Below are 23,202 nucleotides of genomic sequence, written 5' to 3' on the forward strand. Positions count from 1 at the left end.
AACAAAACAGCTACAAGAAGATAACCACCGCTCAAATCACAATCAGGCAAACACAAATCAACAATTTAAGTTTTACATCAAACCATTATTCAATTATAATCTCTGCCAATGATTTAAATGAAGTTAATTTTTGCTACAGGATGCAAAGATATTGGCGCAATACATTTTGAACTTGGTTACCGAGTAGCATTTCTCAAAATAGAAACTGGTCGTAAATCAATCAAACTTAATGCGTCTGACCAATGAGTTACGGTTATGATAGGCACAGTGAATATAAAGGCAGGGAGCATTTCGCGCACTATCGGGAACGCTTCTGTCGTGCCATTTCTCGCTTCATCTCTATAACAACTAAGACCAAGGTTGATGGTACAACTCTATGAAAAAACTTTTTTTGTCAGCGGCAGTTAGTTGTGTTCTTGCTCAAGGAACTGCATTTGCGAATCCAACAACTAACGCAATCACTAGCAATACAGACGATGATTACGTCGTCGCTGGCGACTATATTCAAGTTGCTCTTCCTCTTACTGGTCTCTTTGCCGCTTGGTTGCATGATGATGCCGAGGGTGCAAAACAGTTAACCTACTCACTTGCCACGACTATCGGTATCGTACAAGCGGGAAAATATGTCGTTGGGCGCGTAAGACCAAACTCTTCAAACACAGCGTCCTTCCCATCAGGGCACACAGCTGCGGCTTTCTCTGGTGCCGCATTCCTACAAAGCCGCTATGGTGCTAAGTGGGGTCTTCCTGCGTACGCCGCTGCAAGTTTTGTTGGTGCAAGTCGTGTACACGGCAACCGCCACTATGCGGACGATGTTGTCGCTGGTGCAGGTATTGCCTTTTTAACTAATCAGTTTTTTGTCTCAGAGTACACACCTGAAGGGGTGAACCTAAGTGCTGCGCCACTTAAAGATGGCATGATGCTCAACGTCAGCTTAACCAATGACGCCTTTGAGTATGACTCAAATAGAAAGCGTGCTAACCCGGTTTACGCTAAGAAAAAAGTCCATTCATTTACGTTAGACATCGGTTTCAACACTTACGATACAATGGGTGATTTGGGTGCAAACCAAACCATCGAAAACTCAGCACCAGTTGATGAATACCAACCGTTCTCACGCGCAACCTATGCGTATCAGCTTAGCGATGACAGTGCAATAGAGTTTCAAATCGCGCCTAACGAGACGCGTCGTACTGGCAAAGTAAGCGGTAGTTTTGAAATCGACAACAACACTTATACGCAAGGAGAAGACATTTTTATCGCTTTGCGTCAGTGGAGCGCAGGTGGCCTTTACCAGAAACAATACCAAGTTAGTGATGCTGTCTCCCTTACTGCCGGAGCAGGTTTATATGCCTACTTGCTAGATATAGAAACTGACTTACTCAATGGTGGCAGGCATTCTAAGCTCAGCTCTACACCAGTACTTCCTGCTGTCTCTGGGGAAGTTGAATACGCGTTCAATGATAAGTGGTCAGTTATGGGCCGTGTAGACTATCAAATCTTCGATAGAGATCGTGTGTTTGCCTCTGAAACTGGCGTTAACTACAAGGTCAATCCAGACTGGACGGTCGCGTTGAAATACGCTTATACCAACAACAATTGGGAAATGTACCAAACAAGATATCGCTCTGAGTCAGTCTTACTGTCGGTAACTAACCGATTCTAAATCTGGAGAGACGATAGGCGATGAAAAGAACATTATTTGCGATAAGCTTAACTATGCTTGTTGGCAGTCCATTGGCCTGCGCGCAAGACTACAATGCCATCAACGAGTCAGTGAATGACGATATCGTTGAAGCGGGTGATGTCCTTGCCATCGCCCTACCTGCAACCGGTCTATTTGCTTCCCTAATTCATCAAGACCTTGAAGGGGCAGCTCAACTGACCATCTCGGTTCTCGCCGCTCAAGGCATTACCGAGGTTACTAAAAATACGGTCGGACGTTACCGACCAAATTCAGACCTGACAGGCGCAAGTTATAAGTCGTTCCCTTCGGGTCATGCTGCTGGCGCGTTTTCCGGTGCTGCATTCTTACAAACTCGCTACGGCGCTGCGTGGGGCATACCTGCATACGCAGCGGCGACGTTTGTTGCGGCAAGCCGCGTTCACGGTAACCGTCACTACCCTGATGACGTACTTGGAGGAGCAAGCATTGGTTTCCTTGTGAACCAATTGGTCGTTTCACCATACGTTAAAGAGGGCGTTAGCCTCACTGCTGGCCCAAGTTCTGACGGCGGCGTCATGCTAGGGGTGTCTGTAACGGATAAAGCGCTGCAATACGATCAAGGTCGCAAGCGCGGAACAGGTGAGTTGCCTAAGCAGAAGCGTCATCGCTTTCAGTTTGATGTCGGCTTTAATATGACAGATTCCGTCGATCAAATGGATGATCACGATCTCTTGCCTGGCTCTAAGCTGGTTGATGACCACCAACCCTTCTCTTCAGTCATTTATGAGTACACGATAGACAGTGAAACCTCCGTTGAGTTTTCTTTAACGCCGTCTGAAACTCGTCGCTATGGGACTGCAAATGGGGAGTTTTCCGTAGACAATACCACTTATAGTCCAGGTTCAGACATTTACCTCGCTTTTAAGCAGTGGAATGCCGGCGGCACTTACTATCAACACTACCAAATCAACGATAAATTCAACCTTTCTGCAGGTGTCGGTTTATACGGATTTTTGGTTGAGTTAGAAGCTGACCATCTGCGCGGCGGCAATTACGCCAGCGAAGGAGGCTATCAATTTATGCCTTCCGTCACAGGTAAGGCTCAATACAAGCTGATCGGTGACTTGTATTTGCAAGGACTTGCCAACTACCAGACGTGGAGTAATGACCAAGTCGGGTATGTAGAAGCTGGTTTCAACTACGCAGTGAACAAAGATTGGGAGCTCGGATTGAAATACACTATGTCACGAAATGAGTGGCGTGATGTCGGCGTTAAATATCGCGCCAACGCGGTAGTACTCTCTTTCGCCAACCGTTTTTAACCCGTTTTAGGCTCATCAACATTGGTGAGCCTTTTTCCCCTCTAACGCTCCGCGTTGTAAAAATCACATCACCCTTTTAAACATCCACTAAGCCGGTGAATCTTCGCCTGTTTTCTTGTTTGAAGTGGCGTCATTATCTCGTTTTAGCTCAAAGTGTGAACTCAACGATTTACGGCAGATTACACCCCATCTTACCTACCCTTATTTTACGATGTCATTTGCACATCAGTCACGATGTTAAATTAACATCACTATGGTCTAAGATAAAGGGATAAACTCTTATATAACAATAACTTAATTATTGGCACGCTACCTGCTCTATCAGTATCAAAATAAAACGGCGGACAGTTCCGCTAACAATTATCACGACTGGAGACGCGCAATGTTCTGTATTCAATGTGAACAGACGATTCAAACCCCTACTGTAAAGGGCTGCTCATTTGCACAAGGTATGTGTGGCAAAACTTCTGAAGTTTCTGATTTACAAGACGTATTGGTCTACACCCTACAAGGGGTTTCTTACTGGGCTGAGCAAGCGCGCAAATTCGATATCATCGATACTGAAATCGACCAGTGGGCACCAAAAGCTTTCTTTTCTACGCTGACCAACGTTAACTTCGATCCTGAGCGTATTCTTGAACTTGCTTCACTGGCAGCGCAATACAAAGCTCGCTTAAAAGAACAAACGCTCGCGGCAGCTAAATTGGGTGATATTGAGTTGGATGAAGCACCATCTGTCGCTCACTTTGAGCTTCCAGCAACTGCAGAAGAGATTTTAGCTCATGCTCCTCTTGTGGCAGTTAACCGTGGCTACCAACATCTGAGTGAAGATGTGATTGGTCTGCGCCTACTTTGCTTATACGGCCTAAAAGGTGCAGCAGCCTACATGGAGCACGCACGTGTACTAGAGCAAACCAACACGGATATTTATGCCGAGTACCACCAAATCATGGCATGGCTTGGTACTGACCCAGAAGATTTAAACGCTCTGTTAGAGTGTTCGATGCAGATCGGCCTAATGAACTACAAAGTGATGGAGATGCTAGACGCGGGTGAAACGGCTACGTTCGGCCACCCTACTCCTACTGCCGTTAACGTTAAGACAGTCAAAGGCAAAGCGATTCTAGTGTCTGGTCATGACCTACATGATCTAGAAAAGATCCTGCAACAAACTGAAGGCAAAGGCATTAATGTCTACACCAATGGTGAAATGCTACCTGCACACGGCTACCCAGAACTAAACAAGTATTCTCATTTAGTGGGTAACTACGGCAGCGCATGGCAAAACCAGCAAAAAGAGTTTGCCAACTTCCCTGGCGCAATTGTCATGACATCGAACTGTTTGTTGAATCCAAATGTTGGCCAATACGCCGATCGCCTATTTACTCGTAGCATTGTTGGCTGGCCGGGTGTTGCACATATCGAAGGTGATGATTTCAGCCAAGTGATCGAGTGCGCTCTAGCTCAAGACGGCTTCCAACATGACGAAATCGAACAGATGATCACGGTTGGCTTCGGTCGTAATGCACTAATGGAAGCAGCGCCAGCGGTGGTTGAACAAGTAAAGGAAGGCAACATCAAGCACTTCTTCTTAGTGGGTGGTTGTGATGGTGATAAATCTGAGCGTAGTTACTACACAGACTTCACCGCAGCAGCACCTGAAGACAGCGTAATCCTGACGCTGGCTTGTGGTAAATTCCGCTTCAACAAGAATCAGTTTGGTGACATCAACGGTATCCCACGCCTACTCGATGTTGGTCAATGTAATGATGCTTACTCAGCAATCCAACTTGCGCTAGCGCTATCTAAAGAGTTCGACTGTGATATCAATGAGCTTCCGCTAACCCTCGTTCTATCTTGGTTTGAACAAAAAGCGATTGTTATCTTACTGACCCTATTCGCTTTAGGTGTGAAAGGTATCTACACAGGTCCAACCGCACCTGCGTTCTTGACCGACAACCTACTGGCAATCATCCAAGAGAAATTCGACATGCGCAGTATCGGTAATGTTGAAGACGATCTAAAAACCATCTTAGCTGCTTAATCCTCGCCAATTTGCCTAGCTCTAATTGGAGCTAGGCACTTTTTTAAGAGAAAACTATGACAAGTGAATGGCAAAACAACCTGCCAACAACTTTACGCTGCGTAGAGAAGTGGCAAGAAACCCCAGATACCGTGAGCATTACGCTGGCCCCTATAGGCGATGAAGATATCGCTTTCGAATTTAAGCCCGGACAGTTTGTCTCACTGGGTTTTGAGATGGAGGGTAAAGTTGAATATAGAGCCTATTCTATTAGCTCTGTGCCTAACGAACCTCTGTTAAAGCTGACTATCAAGCGCGTTGAGGGAGGCTTAATCTCAAACCACATTGTCGATACCTTCGCCCCGGGTGATACTGTGTTAGCCCTTGCGCCTACGGGTCCATTTAACAGTGTCGATTGCACGCCAAAAGATAAAGTCGTTATGCTTAGCGCAGGTTGCGGTATTACTCCTGTAATGTCGATGACAAAGACCTGGTTAGCTGATGAAAAAGATATCGACATCGTCTTTATTCATATGGCTAAAAGCGCTCAGCAAACCATCTATTTTGATGAGCTAGAGTCAATGGACAGCATTCACAGCCACTTCCACTTTAAGTTGCTGCTAAAAGACAACACTGGGACACGTCATCCGCAAGGTCGACTAGATAAGGCATGGCTACAAACCCTATGTCCTGATATCGCGGAACGCACCGTTTATCTATGCGGGCCAACTCAGTTTATGCAGGATATGGAGTCTCACTCGCTCGCACTCGGCGTTGAACCTCAAGCGTTTCATCAGGAAAGCTTCACTCCAATTGAAACCCATCAAGAACCATCTGCTGGCGGTGTGGTTCAATTTGAAGTGCCCGCTTTTGGTGTCAGTGCTGAAGTTGAGCAAGGTGCGACACTTGCCGATGTCCTAGAGGACAATGGTGTACCCATCATCATCGCTTGTCGCAGCGGTATGTGTGGTTCTTGCAAATGCAAAGTGACTAAAGGGGAAGTGTCTCGTACTAGCACCGAGACTCTGACTGAACAAGACTTAGCGGAAGGTTATACGCTCGCTTGCTCTAGCCAGATTCAGAGCGACGTTGAAGTCGAATTGATGTAATTGTACACATTCCGAGTAAGTCTTCGCTTACTCGGAATCCTTTCTATCGTGCTAGCTTACCAAACGCTTTAGTCGGGCTCTTTTGCATCGATGCAGGCTTAACGATTAACCCAATCCCAACCAAAAACAGTCCAGAGGCAATGATCTGTGCCATCGACAGCACCTCATCATACATAAAGTATCCACTCACTAAAGCAAACACTGGAACTAGTAACGTCAGTGGCGCAGTAGTACTTAACGGGTACTTAATCAGCATCAGATTCCACACCCAGTAACCAAACAGAGTGGTTGGATACGCCTGAAACACCACGGCTATCGTCGTGTTCCAATCCCACTGTTCAAACGCCTGCCAGATGATCGCTTCACCATGCAGAGACACGGCAAATAGAACAAGTGGCAGCGGCGAAAACAGCATTCCCCACACATTGAACGCGAATGCCTGTGTCGTCTTCGACGCTTTAACAATGACGCCCATCAAGGTCCAAGAGCACGCCGCGATCATAATCAATGCAACGCCCTTCAAGGTGACATTCCCTGTCGTCGCTGAAACCAGTACCGCCAAGGCACACATCGCTAATGCCGCCCCAACAATTTTGCGCAGCGGTGCCTGCTCTTTGAATATCCAAATCCCGACGGCCATGCCGATAAGTACATTGGTTGACAGTAAAACGGAAGACATTCCAGACGAAAGCCCTGCAGTGATAGACCAAGAGGCCATTCCCCACACACCGACCCCAAACACAATGCCGTAGCCAACTAGATAACGCCACGCGACATTTGGCCTAGCAATAAAGAAGATCGCAGGAATCACCGCGAGCGCAAAACGTGCTGCTGTTGCCAATAAGGGGTGAACATTGGTTACCCCCATTTTGATCATCGAGAAGTTAAATCCCCATATAGCCATGACAAGCACGGCGAGCAATAAGTCATTTCTTTTCATATTCGTCCCTCTTATGTTTTGCCACAGTATCCCTTGAGCGACAAATCATATACAGATACAATTTTCCAAATAAAAACCAGTACAGTTCAGAGACAGAATGAGCATCTACCAACAGCTAGCGAATCAATTTATTGAAGAGATAGAAAACGGCAAAAGAGTCGAAGGGGGTAGAATGCCTTCGCTTAGGCAGCTAGCCAAACAGCAATCCGTCAGTATGTCTACAGTGGTCAGCTGTTATCAAGAGCTCGAATCACAGGGCTGGATTCACTCTAGACCACAAGCGGGTTACTTTGTTTCACCTCGTAAGCCAGTGCACGCGACACCAAATTGGGCTCAATTTAAAAGTAAGGTCTCTCACGTCATCAGGAGTTCACCAACCCACAGTGCGAAAAGTGGTCCATTGGGCGTATCGAGCACCTCGGCAGATGAACAGTCTGTGATTGAACTGGAACGCAGCTTTCGCCGCGCACTGAAACGGATGGGGGACAGGCTCAATCACTATCCCGATATTCAAGGTGAGCCTTTACTGCGCAGCGCTTTATCCACCCACTTTGCCAAGCTCGACTTACATTTTAATCCTGACCAGATCGTCGTTACCGCGGGGTGTATGTCTTCAATCAAAGCAGCATTGGAAGCCTGCACCAAACAAGGCGACACCATAGCGATAAGCTCTCCATGCTTCAATGGCATCTTGGAGCTGCTAGGAAAAATGTCGCGCAAGATCATTGAGATCCCTTCTTTAGATGATGGTGTAGACCTTGAACAACTAGAAGCGCACCTCAAGCACAGACGTGTCGATGCAGCGATATTTTGTACCTCGCATATGAATCCGCAAGGCATCAATATGTCAGCCAACCAAAAGCAAAAACTGGCCCAGCTCGCCAACGATTACCGCATTCCGGTAATCGAAGACGATGTCTATATGGAGCTCTCCTACTCTTCCCACACGCCCTTACCGGCTAAATATTATGACAAGTGCGGGTATGTTTTATGGTGTGGCTCTGTCTCAAAAAGCCTTTCACCCAGTTACCGTTTGGGCTGGTGCCTTCCGGGAAGATACCTAGATACGTACAAGATCCAATTTGCATCGGCAAGTTATGGCGTTGCCCTTCCAACCCAACTCGCTGTAGCGGATTTTATCGAATCAGGTCAGTACGCCAAGCATGTAAAAAGAAGGCGCACCCAGTTACTTAGCCTGAGGCAACAATACCTTGACTACCTTACGCAGCATTTACCGGGTGACGTGAAATTCAGTCACCCACAAGGTGGCATGGTACTGTGGCTTCAAATACCCAACTTGGACCAAAATGCCCTCGCGCAAAGTGTCGATCAGCATCAACTCGATGTCCGGCTTGGTCACTTATTTACCACGCTCGATCTGTATAGTGAGTGCATTCGAATCAATATGGGCTATCCACTTCAAGGGCAAGCGAAACAGGATCTAGACTTGCTCATCAGACTAATAAAGCAAGCGTGTTAACAGACAAATAAAAAGCCCGACAAACAGCTATTTGTCGGGCTTTTAGGACTGAACAGTTCAGTTCGATTAGAAGATCGCGTGTGCCACGAGGACAATAATAGGCAGCGTTACTAATGTACGAAGTAGGAAAATTGCCACCAATTCTAGGAAGTTAATTGGCACCTTACTGCTTAAGATCACCGAACCTGTTTCTGACATGAAAATCAGCTGAGTAACAGACAGTGCTGCCACGACAAACTTGGTTAAATCCGCATTCACAGATGATGCCGCGATGATTGATGGAACATACATATCAGTGAAGCCCACCAGCATAGTTTCTGCCGCCGCTGCTGCCTCTGGCACATTAAGTAGCTCTAGTAGAGGTACAAACGGAGCACCTAGCATTGAGAACAATGGCGTCGCTTCTGCAACCACTAGACCTAGTGTACCAATAGCCATAACAACAGGAAGAACACCAAACACCATATCCAGCGCGTTATGCACACCTTCTTTAGCCACTGAGCCTAAGCTTTTTACTTTGTCGGCACGTTTCAGTGCTAGCTCCATACCAAAACCTAGAGTCGATTTACCAGCCGGAACCAGTTCATCATCTCGATTCGGCGCACTACCATCAATGTAGAGATCTTTCTTGTAAGATAGCGGTGGCAGGAATTGAATCACCATCGCCGCAGCAACGCCAGACAAACAGATCGCAAAGTAAAACGGTACAAAGTAGTTCGCTAATCCAACTTGAGTCAGTACCACAAGCGAGAATGAAATACCCACAGGTGAGAACATAGTTGCAACCACTGCGGCTTCACGCGCTGTGTATTTTTTATCTTCATACTGCTTGCTAGTTAAGATAACACCGACCGTACCATCGCCTAACCATGAAGACATACAGTCAATCGCCGCTCTACCCGGTAGACGGAAAACAGGGCGCATAAACTTACTCAGTAACGTACCCAACAGCTCAAGCAAACCAAAGTTAAGCAGTAGCGGAAGCAATAATCCCGCAAGGAAGAAAGTTACCAATAGCGATGGAAGCAAGTCATTTAAAACTAGACCACCCGTGTTACCGTTCCAGATGATCTCTGGCCCGATTTGATGCAACGCCAGTAGCGTGAATAACGCACCTAACGAACGAATCACCAGCCAAGTTGGAGTCAGAATGAAAAGTCTTGTAAGCAGATAAGATTGCGTAACAAAAGTTGGCTTTAAAAGACTTGCGGCAAGTGATGCAAACGCTGAAAAACAGATCACGCCCGTGACCGTCGGTAAAATCGCATCCCCTAGCAGCGCTTTAACCCCTTTCGCCATTAAAGCTAGCGGGAAGGTAAAGTTACCGTCGTATGTTAGCGGAGCAAGGAAAAAGAATAATCCTAGTAATGATGGAATCGCAAACATCAGCAGATTCCGGTTAGTTTTGTGGTTCTCTTCAACGAGAAGTGTATCGCTCATCTGACTACTCCCTAGATGACTACAATTTCACTTAAAGTGAATAAATCTTCAATGTGAGCGATTATATATCCTAAAAAATCCAACACAAGCTAAAATTGCAATTTTATTCACCATTGATAAATAAAAAATCAAATCTAACATCTATAACAATAACTAAACAACAAAACATAGCACTAGAGAATACTTCACGACTTACTGAGAGTATCTGGTGTCCCTCCTCGCGAGTTTAGCTCTGTCACTAACTCAACAAAATTATCTAGCAGTGCATTAGGCGAGTTCGGTAACCACACCAAACCGATTGGCCAATTGGCATAGTCCCCCTTTAATGGAATAAAACGCACATGTGGATTGCTTATCGCTTGAGCGCTTTGAGGAACGATGGTGAATCCCAGTCGAGCAGAGACTAATGCGAGTAGCGTTAAGATGTCGTCCGCTTCTTGGGCAATGGTTAACTCCAATTGATTGGCTGCGAGGTAGCCCTCTATTTGTCGGCTGAGCCCTGGGCCTCGATTAGTCGCCAATTTTAAATAGTTATGCCGAGCTAACGAATGCCAAAGCAATTGCTCGTCAATGTCTTCATCTCGATGAATGGCGACCACCAATTGATCATCAAACAGAGGTAAAGTTTGAAACTGACTATCGCTCGGAATGCGATTGAAGCTTACATCAAGCTCGCCACTTTGCAGTTGGTCTAGTTGGGTTTGGGAAGGAATGTCATTCAGCACAATATTGACGTCAGGGTAGCGCTGCTTGAATGCGGCCACAAAACGAGGCGCCTCATGGTAGGTCGAAACTCCAAAGCCGATTTTCAAACTTCCGTACAACCCAGATGATACTCGCTGAGATAGGGTGTCGAACTGCTCAAATTGACGCATTAGGCGCTGAGCCTCGGGTAACAGCGACTGACCTGCAGCGGTCAAACGCGCACCATGGCGACCACGCTCAAACAATGGAGCACTCACTTTGCTTTCTAAACGTTGAATTTTCTTGGTAATGGCAGGTTGCGTGAGAAACAGCCTCTCCGATGCCAACCGGTAGTTTTGGCTCTCAGCCAAAACACAGAACGCTTTAAGTAACTCAATTTCCATTCCAAACCCTTATTGAATAGAGAATTTATTTCATTATATGGAATGAAATAATTTTCTTAAACTCACAACCAGTTTTTACCAAGTAAGGAATCTCCGTGGAAAAGTTACGTGTCGCATCCGTTCAATTTAATCATCACCCTGGGGATAAAGCGTACAACCTTGCTGTGATTGAGCACTATGTAAAAAGCGCTCAAACGCAAGGGGTTGAGCTTATCTGCTTCCCAGAAATGTGTATTTCAGGCTACTGGCATGTTTCTAAACTGAACAAAGAGCAAATCGTTCAACTTGCTGAACCGATTCCGGCAGGCAGTTCTAGCCAGCAGATTTTGTCACTTTCCAAGCAAACGGGGATCAAGATTGGTGTCGGGTTGATTGAAATTGATGAACAAGGCTGTCTCTACAATACCTTTATCCTAGCGATGCCGAACGGCAACATCACCAAGCACAGAAAACTGCATACCTTTGTCAGCCCGCACATGAGTAGCGGCGACCAATACACCGTGGTCGAAACCCCGCAAGGTTGGCGAGTGGGCATATTGATCTGTTGGGATAACAACTTAGTTGAGAACGTAAGGATGACAGCACTCAAGGGGGCAGACGTACTGCTTGCCCCTCACCAGACAGGAGGTTGCCACTCACGTAGTCCGAACGCGATGGGAAGGATCGACCCTCAGCTTTGGCTCAACCGACATAAAGACCCGGAAGCCATTCGAACTGAAATGCAAGGGCGAAAAGGGCGCGCTTGGCTAATGCGTTGGCTGCCTGCACGAGCGCACGACAATGGACTGTTTCTGATATTTAGTAATGGTGTTGGCGTTGATATGGATGAAGTGAGAACAGGCAATGCGATGATCCTAAACCCTTACGGTGAGACCATGGTTGAAACTGACGCGATAGACAATGCGATGATCATTGCCGACCTTGATCCAAAAGAGCTTGATATGTGTACAGGTAGGCGCTGGATAAGAGGGCGCAGGCCAGAGCTCTATCGTGAGCTTGCCCAGCGACAAGGCTATGAGCTTGACCCTTATCATGCCCGGTTTAACGAAAAATAGTTCACCATTATCTGACCTTAGAGCTAGCCTCTAAGGTCACTTAACAATGGGGATCTGAAAAGAGAATGTTACACCGCCCACTTCTGTCAGCTCTATATAACGTATCATTTCGACAAAAAAGCCGTCTTCATCAATCTCAAGATTCTTTTTCAGAGCGATATCAAACAAAGCTTCAAGCGCGGCACTGTAGCCAGCGTCAGAGACGAGGTAAACATCACTGCATAAGTAGTAACCTTCAGGCAGAGTAAAATCATACTTTTGTTCTTCAACTTGCCAGTCGCCAATATAGGTATCGATTTGATCCCAACTTTGCTCTAGTTGATTAACCGGGGTTGCCCCCATCAAACGAACCGATTTCTCACCATAGATTTCCATCACGCTGTCCCAGTCTGGGTCAACCATAGACAGCTTTTTCATCCCCCGTTTCGGATACCAGATCAGCTCTGTCGGCATAGACTGAGCCAATTCGTTTTCTAGAGGGATATCTTTCCCCGGATGGCCGAGTTGACGGATAAATGCAGCAGATTCTCGCGGCGTTAATTCACAACCCATTTTACGTACTTGCTTAGCCGTCACACCGAGCTCTCGTTTAAGCGCTTTACCCAGAGCTTGAGAAGAAGAAAACCCACAATATTGAGCAATCTCTGTCACGCTCCAAGGATCATTGTTCATCAGTAAGCTAACCGACACCTGCAACCTTAAACGACTTAAGTATTGCCCGGGTGTTTCGTTAAACAGCTCGGTAAATTGGCGGTGAAAGTGATAGGGAGAAATCGCACTGGCCGTCGCGATTTGCTCCCAAGTTCTGTGCTCATCAAGTTCTTTATGCATTAAATACAAGGCGTGTGAAAATCGCTTACGCAGATGCTCAGGCAGCGGCTCGAGCAAGGCTATCTCGGGAACCAGCAAGAAGGGCTGCTTTTCATTTTCTACCATTGCACTCGGTCCTTTTAGATCAATAAAATCACTATCGCCCGCTTGATCGATTAAATCAAATACCTTGCTCATTGCACTGTGTCCATCACCAGTTGTTCTTCCATCGGTTTCGCCTGCTTACGACTGGTCAGTCCGAGTAGAATCGGAATCAATAATAAAGTAACCGCTGTAGCAAATAGCTCGCCAAACACCAATGATACCGCGGCAGGTTTAAGGTACTGGGCTTGCTCTGCCGTCTCACTCAACAATGGCAGCAAGCCGCAAACCGTCGTAATCGTGGTCAAGAAAATAGCTCTCAGGCGACTCGTACCTGCTGTCACCAATGCTTGCTTAAGAGGCATGCCATTACGGTATTCATGATTGAAACGAGTAATCAAAACCAATGAATCATTAATAACGATGCCAGTCATCGCCATCATGCCGAACATAGATAACAGACTGATGGGCAAATCCATAATGTAGTGGCCAAATATCGCCCCAGCAAAACCAAAAGGAATCACTGCCATAATGATAAACGGTTGCCAATAAGACTTAAGAGGAACCGCTAACAAGATGTAAATCAATAAGATAGTCAGAATCATTGCCGATTTAAATCCATCGGAGACTTCACTGATCTCCTCAAACTCGCCACCCGCTTTTATTTTCACGCCAGGGTATTGAAGTTCAAGTTGTTCAATCCGTTTTGTCAGTTGAGTCATAGTCTGCTCGGGAGCCTGTATGTCGCGATTTTGCTTCCAGTAGAGATTCACCACCTGCTCTCGATTTCTGCGATACAAGATCTGAGGTTGCTGCTCATGCTGAAACTCAGCGATATCGCCTAACAGAACGGTTTTTCCGCCTGCTAACATCACCTGTGATTGCTCTAACTGCGCCAAGGTCTTACGCGCATCCCTTGGGTATTTAAGCAATACTTTCGTTTCTTGGCCTTGTTCTAAAAGACGGTGAATTTCACGCTCGCCATAGGCTTCACCCGCCAGTTTGGCCAACTTGTCCTGCGTTAAACCAAGCTGATGACCAAACTCATTAAGCACCAAGCGAACCTGTGGCTGACCGCCTTTACCATCATCGAATACATCGGCAACACCCGGTAGCACTGACAAGGCATCACCCAGTTCAATCGCCACACGTTTCGCTAACTCTCTATCGCGGGATGATATAGAAATTAAGGTGCCACCAGCAGGCGCTTCTGCAGCACTAAACTCTACAGAGTAAGCCCCTTCAATCGCGCCGACTTGTTGTCGCCAACTGTCAGTCAATAGGTTGCCAGGGAGTATGCTAAGAGACTCACTAGTTAACTCTGCCGTGACCTCAATCTCGCCATATCCATCAGACCATGCTAACAGGTTAACGATCGGTGGGTTACTAAGAGGGTAATCGGCTTGAAGCTGTTGCTCGACGGTGAGCATCGACTGCTCGATCTTATCCAATGCTTGCTTTTGCAAAGGTAGCGGAGCACCATCTTCCAACGCCACTTTAGCGGTAATGTAACGCCCCGGAATTTCAGGAAAAATTGCACTGCGAATCGTTCCGGTTGACCACATTCCGTAGGCCAATACGATCATGGCGACAAAGCCCATCAAACTAGCGAGTTTATAATCTAGCGCTACCTCTAGCGCAGGTTTATACACGCGTCGATTAAACCAAGTCAGCCCGCCTTGTGCAGTGGATTGAATCTTAGCGATTATCCCCTTTCCTTGCTTTTGCGTAGAGAGCTGCGCCAAATGCGATGGCAGAATAAACTTACTTTCAATCAAAGAGAAAATCAGAGCGAAAATCACCACTGCCGAAAAACCAGCCAGTATTTTGGCAAAATCATTATTGATCCACAGCATAGGAGAAAACGCCGCTATGGTGGTCAAGACGCCGAAAACAGTCGCCACAGACACAGAGTGGACGCCGTGCCACGCCGCTTCTTTACCACTCTTGTATTGAGAGCGCTTTTCATGAATGGCTTCACCGACAACAACGGCATCATCGACCAAAATACCCAGCACTAAGATAAAGCCAAATAGCGTGATATCGTTGATGCTGTAATTGGCAATTTGCATTGCACCTAACGTACCAGCTAGCGCAACTGGGATCCCTACCGCGACCCAAAATGCCAGTTTAAGCTCTAAAAATATTCCCAGTAAAACAACGACAATCAATAGACCTTGCCATGCATTATCCCCGAGTCGAAATAGCTGTTCCTCAATATAAGGCGCCATATCAGCCATCACATTGAGCTCGATATCGTTAGGTAGAATTCGCTGTTGCTCAGCTAGCGTCTCTTCAATCGCTGAGCTCACTTTAAGTAGATTATCGGTTTGGCTAGTGCTGACCAACAAAGCAATGGCATTAGAACCATTGTTTCTTACGATTGCACCGCTTGATTCGTAATCTCTAGTAAGTGTGGCTATATCGCCCAGATAAACCGTACCTGATGGCCTAGACACCACCACCAGTTGCTTAAGTTTCTGCAAGTCATCAGCGTAACCGTCACCACGAATCACCATTCTTCCTTTATCACTGACTAACTCACCCGTTCGTGACTCCAGTGACATTTGGTTAATCGTGTTGGCGAGATCATCTAAGGTAATGCCGAGCTTTTTTAACTCATCAGGACGAGGCTCAATAATCAGCTGAGGAGCACGTGAGCCCCAGTTACTGACTTTTGAGATCCGTGGATTGCTCTTTAATGCTTGCTCGACTTGACGCGCAATTGGCTGAAGCTGCTCATCACTGCGCTCACCCGACACCACGACGAAAGCCGCTAAATTGGTAAACTCATTGCGCACCACTTGTGGTCTTTCTGCTTGTGCAGGAAAACCATTAATGGCATTGACGCGATTACGTACGTCATCCAAGAGTTTGTTCAAATCCGTGCTACTGGTTTTGCGCACCACAACACTCGACTGACCCGCGCTAGATTGACTGGTTATCTGCTTTATTCCTGCAATACCGCTGATGGACTCTTCGATACGCTGGGTGATGCTTTCGTCTATTTGCTTAGCGCTTCCACCGGGGTAAGCCACTGTAATAGAGATAGAAGATGGAGCAATCTGCGGAAATGACTCAACCCGCAACTGTCCAAATGCCATCACGCCACTTGCGATGATGGCAAGCATCAGCAAGTTGGCGCCGACAGAGTTGTTAATAAACCACTTGGTTAACCAGCTCATTATTCACTCCTCAATTTGGCCGTCATTTCAGTCATGCTGTGAGGTGCCACTTGCTTACCAACCAACATCGAAATCAAAGGATAAACCACTACTCGACGAGACTGTTCACTCTGCTCGTCAAAACGAACGAACACTTGATCTTGCTGTTGACCGACCAGCGTTACCCACTCTTTCTGTAATCTATCTTGGTTATCTAAAGTCCAAACAAAGCCATCACGTGTTAAGGCGCTAAGCGGCAAGGTTGCTATGCTCTGCTGATTACCTAAACTCACTACAACTTTAACCTGCTGATTAGGCAACAATTTTTCCTTGTCTGCATAAGGCTCGCTGACTGCTAGCACAACCTGACGTTGACGAGTGTTGGCATCGGCTTGAGGGGCAACATAGCGAACCTTTGCAGGCCAATGCTGCCCTGCTCTGTTTGATACCGAAATTTCTGGTTTGCTCAGCGCACCTTGTACTTTCTGCCAGTGGAGATCTGAGACGGGCAGCGCCACATCAACTGAATCGCTCGCCGCTAACTCAAACAGCACTTGTCCTGACTCTAACCACTCACCTGGGCTAATCATGCGTCGTAATATAATCGCGTCAAATGGCGCTACGATATTGGCTTCACTCAGCAGTTTGTTGGCGCTCTGCAGCGCTTGCTGTGCTCTGTCTAACTCCGCTTTCGCTGCCGCCACTTGCGGCTCTCGTCGAGCAAAAGGTGAGCTGGTTTTAGCTGATAGCATTTTCAGAGCCACTGTCTGTTCGTGTTTCGCTTGCTTGAGATTAAGCTCAGCTTGCGTTACTTGGCTTTTCGCTTGCGCCAAATTAGACGCTAATGCACTGGTCTCTAGCTTGGCTAATACATCACCTTTCGCCACCGTCATCCCCGGCTCTAATTGAGAATCTAACCAAGCGAGTTGAGCGGTGCTCGATGCTTTAAGTTGAATCGGCCACCTCGCTGCTGTGGTGGCGAGTAAAGTCAAAGACGATTTATGCGCTTGCGGCGTCACCTCAATAATTGAAACAGGCGCTTTCAGCTCCGCCTTCTCTTTAATCGGAGCCGGCTGTGGTTCTAAGTAGTCAACCATAACCAAGGCAGCGAAAATTGCGCTTACGCCTAACGCGACAGCTAAGATAGATTTAACCTTCATAAGAAATCTCCTGTGGGTTAGGGGTTTGGGCCTCAGCCTTTGATGAAACATTGAGACGTTGAGTGATCTCAGCCAAACGCGACAATGTCTGTAACGTCACTGGTAACACAACTGCGACTTCAACGAACTCAAGCGAATAAGTCACGATCGAGAAAATCTGCCCCACACTAGGTTCGACCAAGGCACTCACCATCCACAGGTTGGCTAAAACCGCGCTCAGTAAGACGATAAAAATCAATCCATAAGCGATGGCTTCGGTATCTGACAGTTTAATTTCGCAGTTTTTAAGCCGTTTGAAATGCCCGCGAATGTTGGCAAACTTACCGCTATTAAGCGCCGTTACTTGCTGTTCTAGCTGATCGTTTAACGCACCATTTAAGCGAGTGAAAGTGCCATGAAACAGGCCGTAGATAATCAAGATGCCGATACCCGAGGCCAAGACACTCAGAGCAAGATAGAAGTGGAAAGCAGCGAGGATAACAACGGTAGCAACAAGCTGTACCACTGCCGTCATTAACGCCGGTAAATCATCTTCTAAGAAGTCCACCAGCTCACGAGACATGGTTAAGCGAGCACTACGCACTGATACTGGCGCGTGTTTTAGGTTTCGCTCAACCAATCTGGCTAGCTTAAATCGAATCTGACCATAAACGCGCGTATCATAAAAACGGCGCAATACGCTGACGACCACAACGGCTAGCAGTAGCAGGGCGAAGTGAATCAAGGGTTGCATGTCATGATTTAATACACCATCAATCGCGTAGCCTATCGCGAGTGGCAGTAATATCAGCATCACGTTTTCCACCAGCACCATGAACCAAGTAAGCGCTACTTTGAAGGGCTCTAAGCCAATGGTGGATTTAAGTGTTACTTGGAAGCGGTCAGACATCATTGTTCCTGTGAATGAATTTGGCGTTAGTATTGCCAATTCATCTCAAGAAAAAGTGTCCCAGATTGCTGTTTTGATCATTTGAGTGTCGATAACCTTTTGTTAACGCCTACCCACTTACACTCCTACCATAATCAATAAATCACGCTTAGGTATATGTTTAACCTAGGTATGGAGTCAGCATGAAATTATTCGCATCCATCGCCACCACCGCCTTAATTACTGGCTCAATCTGGGGGCTTGTCTTAGCTCAACCTGCCGTTGCCGAAGATGCCAGTGGCGCAAAATCGTCAGCAGCACCCATTGTCGATAAGAGGCCCAGCAACTACTTGCGCGGCGTCACTCAGACCATCGCATTACAAGGCGTTCCAAACTTATGGGATAAGTTCTACGCCAGGATCGATGAGGCTAACCCTCTACCTCAGAAGGTTGATCGCATCGTCGTGTTGTACCAAGCATTTAATGCAGATTTCTCTGAAGCAGAGGTGACAATTGGTTACCCGACCACAGCGGGCGCAATAGCAAGTGACCTGACCAAACTACCAGACATAGCCGATGCAAAACTTCTGCTCAAGGAAGGAAAGCACAATGAAGCTGAGCTCACAGAGGCATGGCAGAAAATCGACTTTGCTAAACAGCCTTATGCGGTGGTGGAAACTCACCATCTCAATCAAAGCGGTTTACCTGTATCAAGCCAAATGTCCGTCTACTATAAGCAATAGGGTAAAGGAGATATCTATGTTTGAGTCTATGTCTCAAGTGTTCTCGGAAAGCACCATCATATTTACCGAAAGCTGGGTGGATGATAATTTCCTGCTTATTGCGGTCGTAATCTTCTTAATCGAAGTTATCCGCTATGCGTTTAAAAAGAAGCTTAGTTGGAACATGATAGGAGATAGTGCGACTAACTTTGTCACGCTATTTTTCCTACTGATTACACTGTTTGTTGTCGGTCTAGCTTATGTGGGCGCGTTTGTTTTTGCCTACGAAAACTTTAGCCTTACTCAGTTACCTATCACGGGTTGGACAATTCTTGGCTGTTTGATTCTTGCAGACTTAGCTTACTACTGGGAGCACCGATTTTTACACAGCAATGGAATCGCTTGGGGAACGCACTCCGTTCACCATAGCTCGCCCTATTTCAATATATCGGTGGCGTACAGATTTGGACCTTTGGACTGGTTTTTCCCGTTCTTTTTCCACTTACCTTTGATTTTACTCGGCTTCAATCCGTTTGTTGTCTTGATGTGTGAAACCTTCGTTCAGTTGTTTCAAACCCTTCTGCATACTGAAACGGTGCGAAAGTTTCCTCGCCCGATTGAAGCGATATTCAACACGCCCTCGCATCATAGGGTTCACCATGCAACCAATAAACAGTACCTCGATAAAAACTATGCCGGAATACTGATTATTTGGGACCGCATGTTTGGTACCTTTGCCCGCGAAGAGGAAGAAGTAAAATATGGCGTTTACCCACGGATTAACTCCGTCAATCCATTTAAAGTATACTTCAATGGATATATGAAGCTTTTCAGCCAGATATGGCATGCACCAGAATGGAGCATCAAGTTCAAACTACTGGTTAAACCGCCTATCTGGGCTTGGCAGCAAGAACAAAAAAGGAAGTAAACGCTCAATGACGATTAGTGCCCTGTTAATTGAAGACGATAAAGATCTCGCCGAAGCAATCAGCGATTATATGGAGCTAGATGGAGTCGAATTTGACTTTGCCTACAACGGATTATCAGGGCTTAACCTCGCGTTAAGTAACAGCTACGATATCATTCTCACCGATCTCAACATGCCTAAGATGGATGGCATTGATGTCTGCCAATCCTTGCGAGAGAAAGGAATCAGTACACCAATCTTGATGCTCACTGCCCGAGATACCTTGGACGATAAGCTGACTGGCTTTGCCGCGGGTTCTGATGATTATCTGGTCAAGCCGTTTGCCATGGAAGAACTCAAGGTTCGCGTACTCGCACTGGTACGCAGAGCTAAAGGGGCAGTGACCTCACTTTCGGTTGGCGATCTCAAAGTCGACCTCGATCAGCACCAAGTGAGTCGCGCAGGTCAAGCGATTAAACTTCCACCTGTGTGTTGGAAGATGTTGGTATGTCTAATTCGAAATAGCCCTAACGTTGTCAGTAAATCCAAGCTAGAAGAAGAAGTATGGGGCGATGAGCTACCCAATGCTGACAGTTTGAAAGTGCATTTGTTTAAGCTAAGACAAGCGATTGATGCGCCGTTCGACAACAAGCTGATTCACACCCTCCACGGTGTAGGTATTGCGATCAGAGAGGAAGAGTAAGTGAAGCGCGTTAGTATTAAGCGAGATATCTACCTTTACTTGTTTGGCTTGGTGATCAGTTTAACGGCTATCTATGGCTTGATGATCAGCCAAAGTTACCAGATTGGCCTCAATGAATCGGCCAAATATGGCTTCCTCTATGAGCTGAAACTCGCTGAGACTGAGTTTCTCGCTACTGGCAAAATCCCTCAATCTCAAAGTAGTACCCTGCAGGTTTACTCAGACTTCAATCAAATCCCAGCAAAGTTTCTCCAACAGTTCGATTGGGAGACGTTTGAAAACGATGTGATTTACGAAGACTATATCGCCAATGCCAGTGGCGGTTATGGTGAGTACCTTTATGCCGCCCTTCACTATGTCGAAGCAAAAAACAGCTATTTGTACGTCGTTTCCCAATATGAAGAGGCCGTCTATACGGAGCTCCTTAGCCAGAGCCCGCCGGAATCCGTCAGCAAATTTAACTCCGCTTTCTTGATCGTCGGCGCATTGCTGCTGTTCGTCTTTCTTCTGATTCGTTTACTGATTCATAGACTCACCAAACCGATTATTACCTTGTCTCAATGGTCACAGACTCTCAATTTACAAGAGACCAACAAGCTAGAGAAGTTTCGCTATACCGAGGTCGATCTTTTAGCAAAGCAGCTTATCGAGAGCGTTAAACAACAGCGTGAGGCAATTGAAAGAGAGGAGTTCTTTCTTCGCGCCGCTAGTCACGAGTTAAGAACGCCCGTTTCCATTATTTCCGCCAGTGGTGAGATGTTAACCCGCCTTTCAGATTCTATGACCAAAGGCGGTCAACGCGCGGTCGCTAGGATCAATCGCTCCGTGGTAACGATGCAAAACCTTATCTCCACCCTACTTTGGATGAGCAGAAACCAACTTGATGATCTCGAAATTGAAGAGGTCGATTTAGAGCAATTGGTACACTCTATCTTAGCCAACCATCAATACCTGCAAGATGGAAAACAGGTAGCAATCAAAGTGAATGCAAGCCCGCAAAATTTTCCGGTAAAACTGCCAAGTATCTTGGTTGAAATTGTCCTGACAAATCTTATCCGCAACGCTTTACAGCATACCAAGCAAGGGGCAATAAATATCGAACTCTCCGGCTCTGATGTTCAAGTTACAAATTCACTCGAAGACTCGGAATCAAGCAGCTCTGAGGTTTCATTTGGTATCGGCCTCATTCTAATCGAGCGATTATGTCGCCACCAAGAGTGGAAGTTTGAGTATCATCAAGAGACAGAGTTTATCGCCAGTGTAAGTTTTCAATCCCATCACTCGCAATCAGAGTGATAACCAAATCTTAACCCTCGTTCACCTAAACTTACTCGTATAGTGAATTTTAGGAGTCTATCAATGGGTACTTGGATTTTAGAAACTCTACTTTGGGCAATTGTCACCGTTGCTGTCTGTGTAGCAATTTGGGGCTTCAACCTACCCAATATTCTCATCGCATTGGGTATTTCCGTCGGGGTTTCTCTACTGCTGGGGAACAGCTGGCGAAGCTAGGTGTTGTACCTTCCCCTGCTTCAACATTTCTTTTTGTATATTGGTAGTTTGCTCTACTAAGCCATTTACGCTCCTCCAGTAAATGGCTCTTTTTGTTTGATTCTAAAAACTAGAAAGCGAGTTATTCGATCAATCGAACCACTAGCGAACCCGGTGCACGAACCGATTCGACGTTATGGCTGATCACGGTTCCGCTTGTAGGTGAATAGTAGGTTTGAATCTCATCACCGAAGCTATTGTATTGAGTAGCAAGCTTTTGCCCTTGTTCGACACTTTGCAACAACTCAACATGACAAATTACAAAGCCACCTTGCTCAGCCCTCACGCTAGTGATGGTATTTCCCTCAACGCATTGCTCTTGTGTTGCCTGTACCTCTCCTTCAAGCATCTCGTAAGAGCGCAGTACATTCAAAACGCCCAACGTTGCTCTATCAACCATCTCTAAATCGGTATAACGACCCACACCCACTTCAATAGTGATGGAAGGAATATCGGCGCGATTATAAACCGTTTCAAGAATGCCAGGGTCACCGGGGTCATTAAGAATCACATCAGGGTTGATCAGCCTCGCCATCCGAATCGCATCATCAATTCGGTAATCGGCAAACGCATAAAGTGGATACGCACTACCACTGGTTTGAGAGTGGAGATCAATCGCGAGATCGGCATTGGGCTTGAGTAAATTTTCCCATAGGCTATAGGCATAGCGACTGGCATCATCGCCACTTGGGTTGCCAGGAAAAATTCGGTTGAGGTTCGCAGAAGAACTGTCTGGCGCAGCAGAGTGAAAATCACGACTATGGCGGGCAATGCCCGATAAGTTAACCGCTGGAACGATAGTAACGCAGCCAGCAATCGCTTTGCCCTCTAACTCTCGGGCAAGCTTTTGCGCGGTTAAAATCCCATTTTGCTCATCGCCATGCACGCCTGCCGTAATCACAATACGCTTTCCGGGCTTCGCCCCTTTGAACACTCTCACGGGCAATGTTTGCGGATGACCAATCGCGTCCGTTGCTACCGCAAACCAGAATTTATGCTCTCCCGCCTCAAGCGCGTTGACGTCTAGCGCTTGAATGGTTGGGTACATAGGCACAATACATTCATTGAGTGGCTTGGTCATTTTACTCTCCA

Annotated in this window: 19 protein-coding genes; 11 read left to right on the forward strand and 8 right to left on the reverse strand. The window is 46.5% G+C overall.

All coding sequences use genetic code 11. The annotated features are described in order from the left end of the window. Positions 1 to 376: 376 nt before the first annotated feature. The 4 genes from LYZ37_RS21945 (at position 377) to LYZ37_RS21960 (ending at position 6,120) form a co-directional block, all read left to right on the forward strand. On the forward strand, positions 377 to 1,666 hold the full coding sequence (locus LYZ37_RS21945; RefSeq protein ID WP_272787612.1) for a phosphatase PAP2 family protein: 1,290 nt from the start codon (positions 377 to 379) through the stop codon (positions 1,664 to 1,666). A 20-nt stretch (positions 1,667 to 1,686) separates the two neighbouring features. Beyond that, positions 1,687 to 2,988, forward strand: coding sequence for a phosphatase PAP2 family protein (locus LYZ37_RS21950; protein ID WP_272787613.1), 1,302 nt, complete (start codon positions 1,687 to 1,689; stop codon positions 2,986 to 2,988). A gap of 382 nt (positions 2,989 to 3,370) precedes the next feature. Next, positions 3,371 to 5,032, forward strand: a complete 1,662-nt coding sequence (hcp, locus tag LYZ37_RS21955; protein ID WP_272787614.1) for a hydroxylamine reductase — start codon at positions 3,371 to 3,373, stop codon at positions 5,030 to 5,032. A 56-nt stretch (positions 5,033 to 5,088) separates the two neighbouring features. Beyond that, positions 5,089 to 6,120 carry a hybrid-cluster NAD(P)-dependent oxidoreductase gene (locus LYZ37_RS21960; protein WP_272787615.1) on the forward strand — a complete coding sequence of 344 codons (1,032 nt, stop codon included), beginning with the start codon at positions 5,089 to 5,091 and terminating at the stop codon, positions 6,118 to 6,120. Between the two features lie 43 nt (positions 6,121 to 6,163). Here the strand turns inward: LYZ37_RS21960 and LYZ37_RS21965 are convergent, their stop codons facing one another. Further along, entirely contained in the window at positions 6,164 to 7,060 is an 897-nt protein-coding gene (locus tag LYZ37_RS21965; protein WP_272787616.1) for an EamA family transporter, read from the reverse strand. Between the two features lie 97 nt (positions 7,061 to 7,157). Between LYZ37_RS21965 and LYZ37_RS21970 the strand changes: the two genes are divergently transcribed. Continuing rightward, positions 7,158 to 8,540, forward strand: a complete 1,383-nt coding sequence (locus tag LYZ37_RS21970; protein ID WP_272787617.1) for an aminotransferase-like domain-containing protein — start codon at positions 7,158 to 7,160, stop codon at positions 8,538 to 8,540. A 66-nt stretch (positions 8,541 to 8,606) separates the two neighbouring features. Here the strand turns inward: LYZ37_RS21970 and LYZ37_RS21975 are convergent, their stop codons facing one another. Together LYZ37_RS21975 and LYZ37_RS21980 are read right to left on the reverse strand one after the other, a co-directional pair. Then, complete coding sequence (locus LYZ37_RS21975; protein ID WP_004743877.1) at positions 8,607 to 9,980, reverse strand: YjiH family protein; 1,374 nt, start codon at positions 9,978 to 9,980, stop codon at positions 8,607 to 8,609. A gap of 185 nt (positions 9,981 to 10,165) precedes the next feature. Then, the gene (locus LYZ37_RS21980; RefSeq protein WP_272787618.1) at positions 10,166 to 11,068 is read right to left on the reverse strand and encodes a LysR family transcriptional regulator; all 903 of its coding nucleotides are present in this window, start codon (positions 11,066 to 11,068) and stop codon (positions 10,166 to 10,168) included. A 95-nt stretch (positions 11,069 to 11,163) separates the two neighbouring features. Between LYZ37_RS21980 and LYZ37_RS21985 the strand changes: the two genes are divergently transcribed. Continuing rightward, complete coding sequence (locus LYZ37_RS21985) at positions 11,164 to 12,123, forward strand: nitrilase family protein (protein WP_272787619.1); 960 nt, start codon at positions 11,164 to 11,166, stop codon at positions 12,121 to 12,123. Between the two features lie 36 nt (positions 12,124 to 12,159). Here LYZ37_RS21985 and LYZ37_RS21990 read toward each other — a convergent pair whose 3' ends face one another. Genes LYZ37_RS21990 through LYZ37_RS22005 form a run of 4 tightly spaced genes read right to left on the reverse strand, consistent with a single transcriptional unit; the run spans position 12,160 to position 18,248 of the window. Continuing rightward, positions 12,160 to 13,131 carry a helix-turn-helix domain-containing protein gene (locus LYZ37_RS21990; RefSeq protein ID WP_272787620.1) on the reverse strand — a complete coding sequence of 324 codons (972 nt, stop codon included), beginning with the start codon at positions 13,129 to 13,131 and terminating at the stop codon, positions 12,160 to 12,162. Next, positions 13,128 to 16,220: an efflux RND transporter permease subunit gene (locus LYZ37_RS21995; RefSeq protein ID WP_272787621.1), complete on the reverse strand. Its 3,093-nt coding sequence runs from the start codon at positions 16,218 to 16,220 to the stop codon at positions 13,128 to 13,130. Before LYZ37_RS21995 ends, LYZ37_RS21990 begins: the two co-directional genes overlap by 4 nt. Further along, on the reverse strand, positions 16,220 to 17,359 hold the full coding sequence (locus LYZ37_RS22000) for an efflux RND transporter periplasmic adaptor subunit (protein ID WP_272787622.1): 1,140 nt from the start codon (positions 17,357 to 17,359) through the stop codon (positions 16,220 to 16,222). Before LYZ37_RS22000 ends, LYZ37_RS21995 begins: the two co-directional genes overlap by 1 nt. Next, positions 17,349 to 18,248 (reverse strand): ABC transporter six-transmembrane domain-containing protein, encoded by a 900-nt coding sequence (locus tag LYZ37_RS22005; protein ID WP_272787623.1) that lies wholly within the window; start codon positions 18,246 to 18,248, stop codon positions 17,349 to 17,351. Before LYZ37_RS22005 ends, LYZ37_RS22000 begins: the two co-directional genes overlap by 11 nt. 182 nt (positions 18,249 to 18,430) lie before the next feature. Between LYZ37_RS22005 and LYZ37_RS22010 the strand changes: the two genes are divergently transcribed. From LYZ37_RS22010 to LYZ37_RS22030, 5 genes are all read left to right on the forward strand, one after another. Then, positions 18,431 to 18,970, forward strand: a complete 540-nt coding sequence (locus tag LYZ37_RS22010) for a hypothetical protein (RefSeq protein ID WP_272787624.1) — start codon at positions 18,431 to 18,433, stop codon at positions 18,968 to 18,970. A gap of 16 nt (positions 18,971 to 18,986) precedes the next feature. Continuing rightward, the gene (locus LYZ37_RS22015; RefSeq protein WP_272787625.1) at positions 18,987 to 19,877 is read left to right on the forward strand and encodes a sterol desaturase family protein; all 891 of its coding nucleotides are present in this window, start codon (positions 18,987 to 18,989) and stop codon (positions 19,875 to 19,877) included. A 7-nt stretch (positions 19,878 to 19,884) separates the two neighbouring features. Beyond that, the gene (locus LYZ37_RS22020) at positions 19,885 to 20,559 is read left to right on the forward strand and encodes a response regulator transcription factor (protein ID WP_272787626.1); all 675 of its coding nucleotides are present in this window, start codon (positions 19,885 to 19,887) and stop codon (positions 20,557 to 20,559) included. Next, a complete protein-coding gene (locus LYZ37_RS22025) occupies positions 20,560 to 21,855 on the forward strand; it encodes a sensor histidine kinase (RefSeq protein ID WP_272787627.1) in 1,296 nt (431 codons plus the stop codon). It abuts the gene before it with no gap. 63 nt (positions 21,856 to 21,918) lie between these two features. Then, positions 21,919 to 22,071: a hypothetical protein gene (locus LYZ37_RS22030; protein WP_004743893.1), complete on the forward strand. Its 153-nt coding sequence runs from the start codon at positions 21,919 to 21,921 to the stop codon at positions 22,069 to 22,071. A gap of 121 nt (positions 22,072 to 22,192) precedes the next feature. On the opposite strand, the gene LYZ37_RS22035 is transcribed toward LYZ37_RS22030, so the two are convergent. Then, positions 22,193 to 23,191, reverse strand: a complete 999-nt coding sequence (locus tag LYZ37_RS22035; RefSeq protein WP_272787628.1) for a succinylglutamate desuccinylase/aspartoacylase family protein — start codon at positions 23,189 to 23,191, stop codon at positions 22,193 to 22,195. Between the last annotated feature and the right edge of the window lie 11 nt (positions 23,192 to 23,202).

Origin of the sequence: Vibrio tubiashii, assembly GCF_028551255.1 — a bacterium.
Taxonomy (GTDB): Bacteria; Pseudomonadota; Gammaproteobacteria; order Enterobacterales; family Vibrionaceae; genus Vibrio; species Vibrio tubiashii_B.

Bases quoted from the DNA above. Each gene is read 5' to 3' on its own strand.
- LYZ37_RS21945 (WP_272787612.1), top strand. From the start codon at position 377: ATGAAAAAACTTTTTTTGTCAGCGGCAGTTAGTTGTGTTCTTGCTCAA.
- LYZ37_RS21950 (WP_272787613.1), top strand. From the start codon at position 1,687: ATGAAAAGAACATTATTTGCGATAAGCTTAACTATGCTTGTTGGCAGT.
- hcp (WP_272787614.1), top strand. From the start codon at position 3,371: ATGTTCTGTATTCAATGTGAACAGACGATTCAAACCCCTACTGTAAAG.
- LYZ37_RS21960 (WP_272787615.1), top strand. From the start codon at position 5,089: ATGACAAGTGAATGGCAAAACAACCTGCCAACAACTTTACGCTGCGTA.
- LYZ37_RS21965 (WP_272787616.1), bottom strand. From the start codon at position 7,060: ATGAAAAGAAATGACTTATTGCTCGCCGTGCTTGTCATGGCTATATGG.
- LYZ37_RS21970 (WP_272787617.1), top strand. From the start codon at position 7,158: ATGAGCATCTACCAACAGCTAGCGAATCAATTTATTGAAGAGATAGAA.
- LYZ37_RS21975 (WP_004743877.1), bottom strand. From the start codon at position 9,980: ATGAGCGATACACTTCTCGTTGAAGAGAACCACAAAACTAACCGGAAT.
- LYZ37_RS21980 (WP_272787618.1), bottom strand. From the start codon at position 11,068: ATGGAAATTGAGTTACTTAAAGCGTTCTGTGTTTTGGCTGAGAGCCAA.
- LYZ37_RS21990 (WP_272787620.1), bottom strand. From the start codon at position 13,131: ATGAGCAAGGTATTTGATTTAATCGATCAAGCGGGCGATAGTGATTTT.
- LYZ37_RS21995 (WP_272787621.1), bottom strand. From the start codon at position 16,220: ATGAGCTGGTTAACCAAGTGGTTTATTAACAACTCTGTCGGCGCCAAC.
- LYZ37_RS22000 (WP_272787622.1), bottom strand. From the start codon at position 17,359: ATGAAGGTTAAATCTATCTTAGCTGTCGCGTTAGGCGTAAGCGCAATT.
- LYZ37_RS22005 (WP_272787623.1), bottom strand. From the start codon at position 18,248: ATGTCTGACCGCTTCCAAGTAACACTTAAATCCACCATTGGCTTAGAG.
- LYZ37_RS22010 (WP_272787624.1), top strand. From the start codon at position 18,431: ATGAAATTATTCGCATCCATCGCCACCACCGCCTTAATTACTGGCTCA.
- LYZ37_RS22015 (WP_272787625.1), top strand. From the start codon at position 18,987: ATGTTTGAGTCTATGTCTCAAGTGTTCTCGGAAAGCACCATCATATTT.
- LYZ37_RS22020 (WP_272787626.1), top strand. From the start codon at position 19,885: ATGACGATTAGTGCCCTGTTAATTGAAGACGATAAAGATCTCGCCGAA.
- LYZ37_RS22030 (WP_004743893.1), top strand. From the start codon at position 21,919: ATGGGTACTTGGATTTTAGAAACTCTACTTTGGGCAATTGTCACCGTT.
- LYZ37_RS22035 (WP_272787628.1), bottom strand. From the start codon at position 23,191: ATGACCAAGCCACTCAATGAATGTATTGTGCCTATGTACCCAACCATT.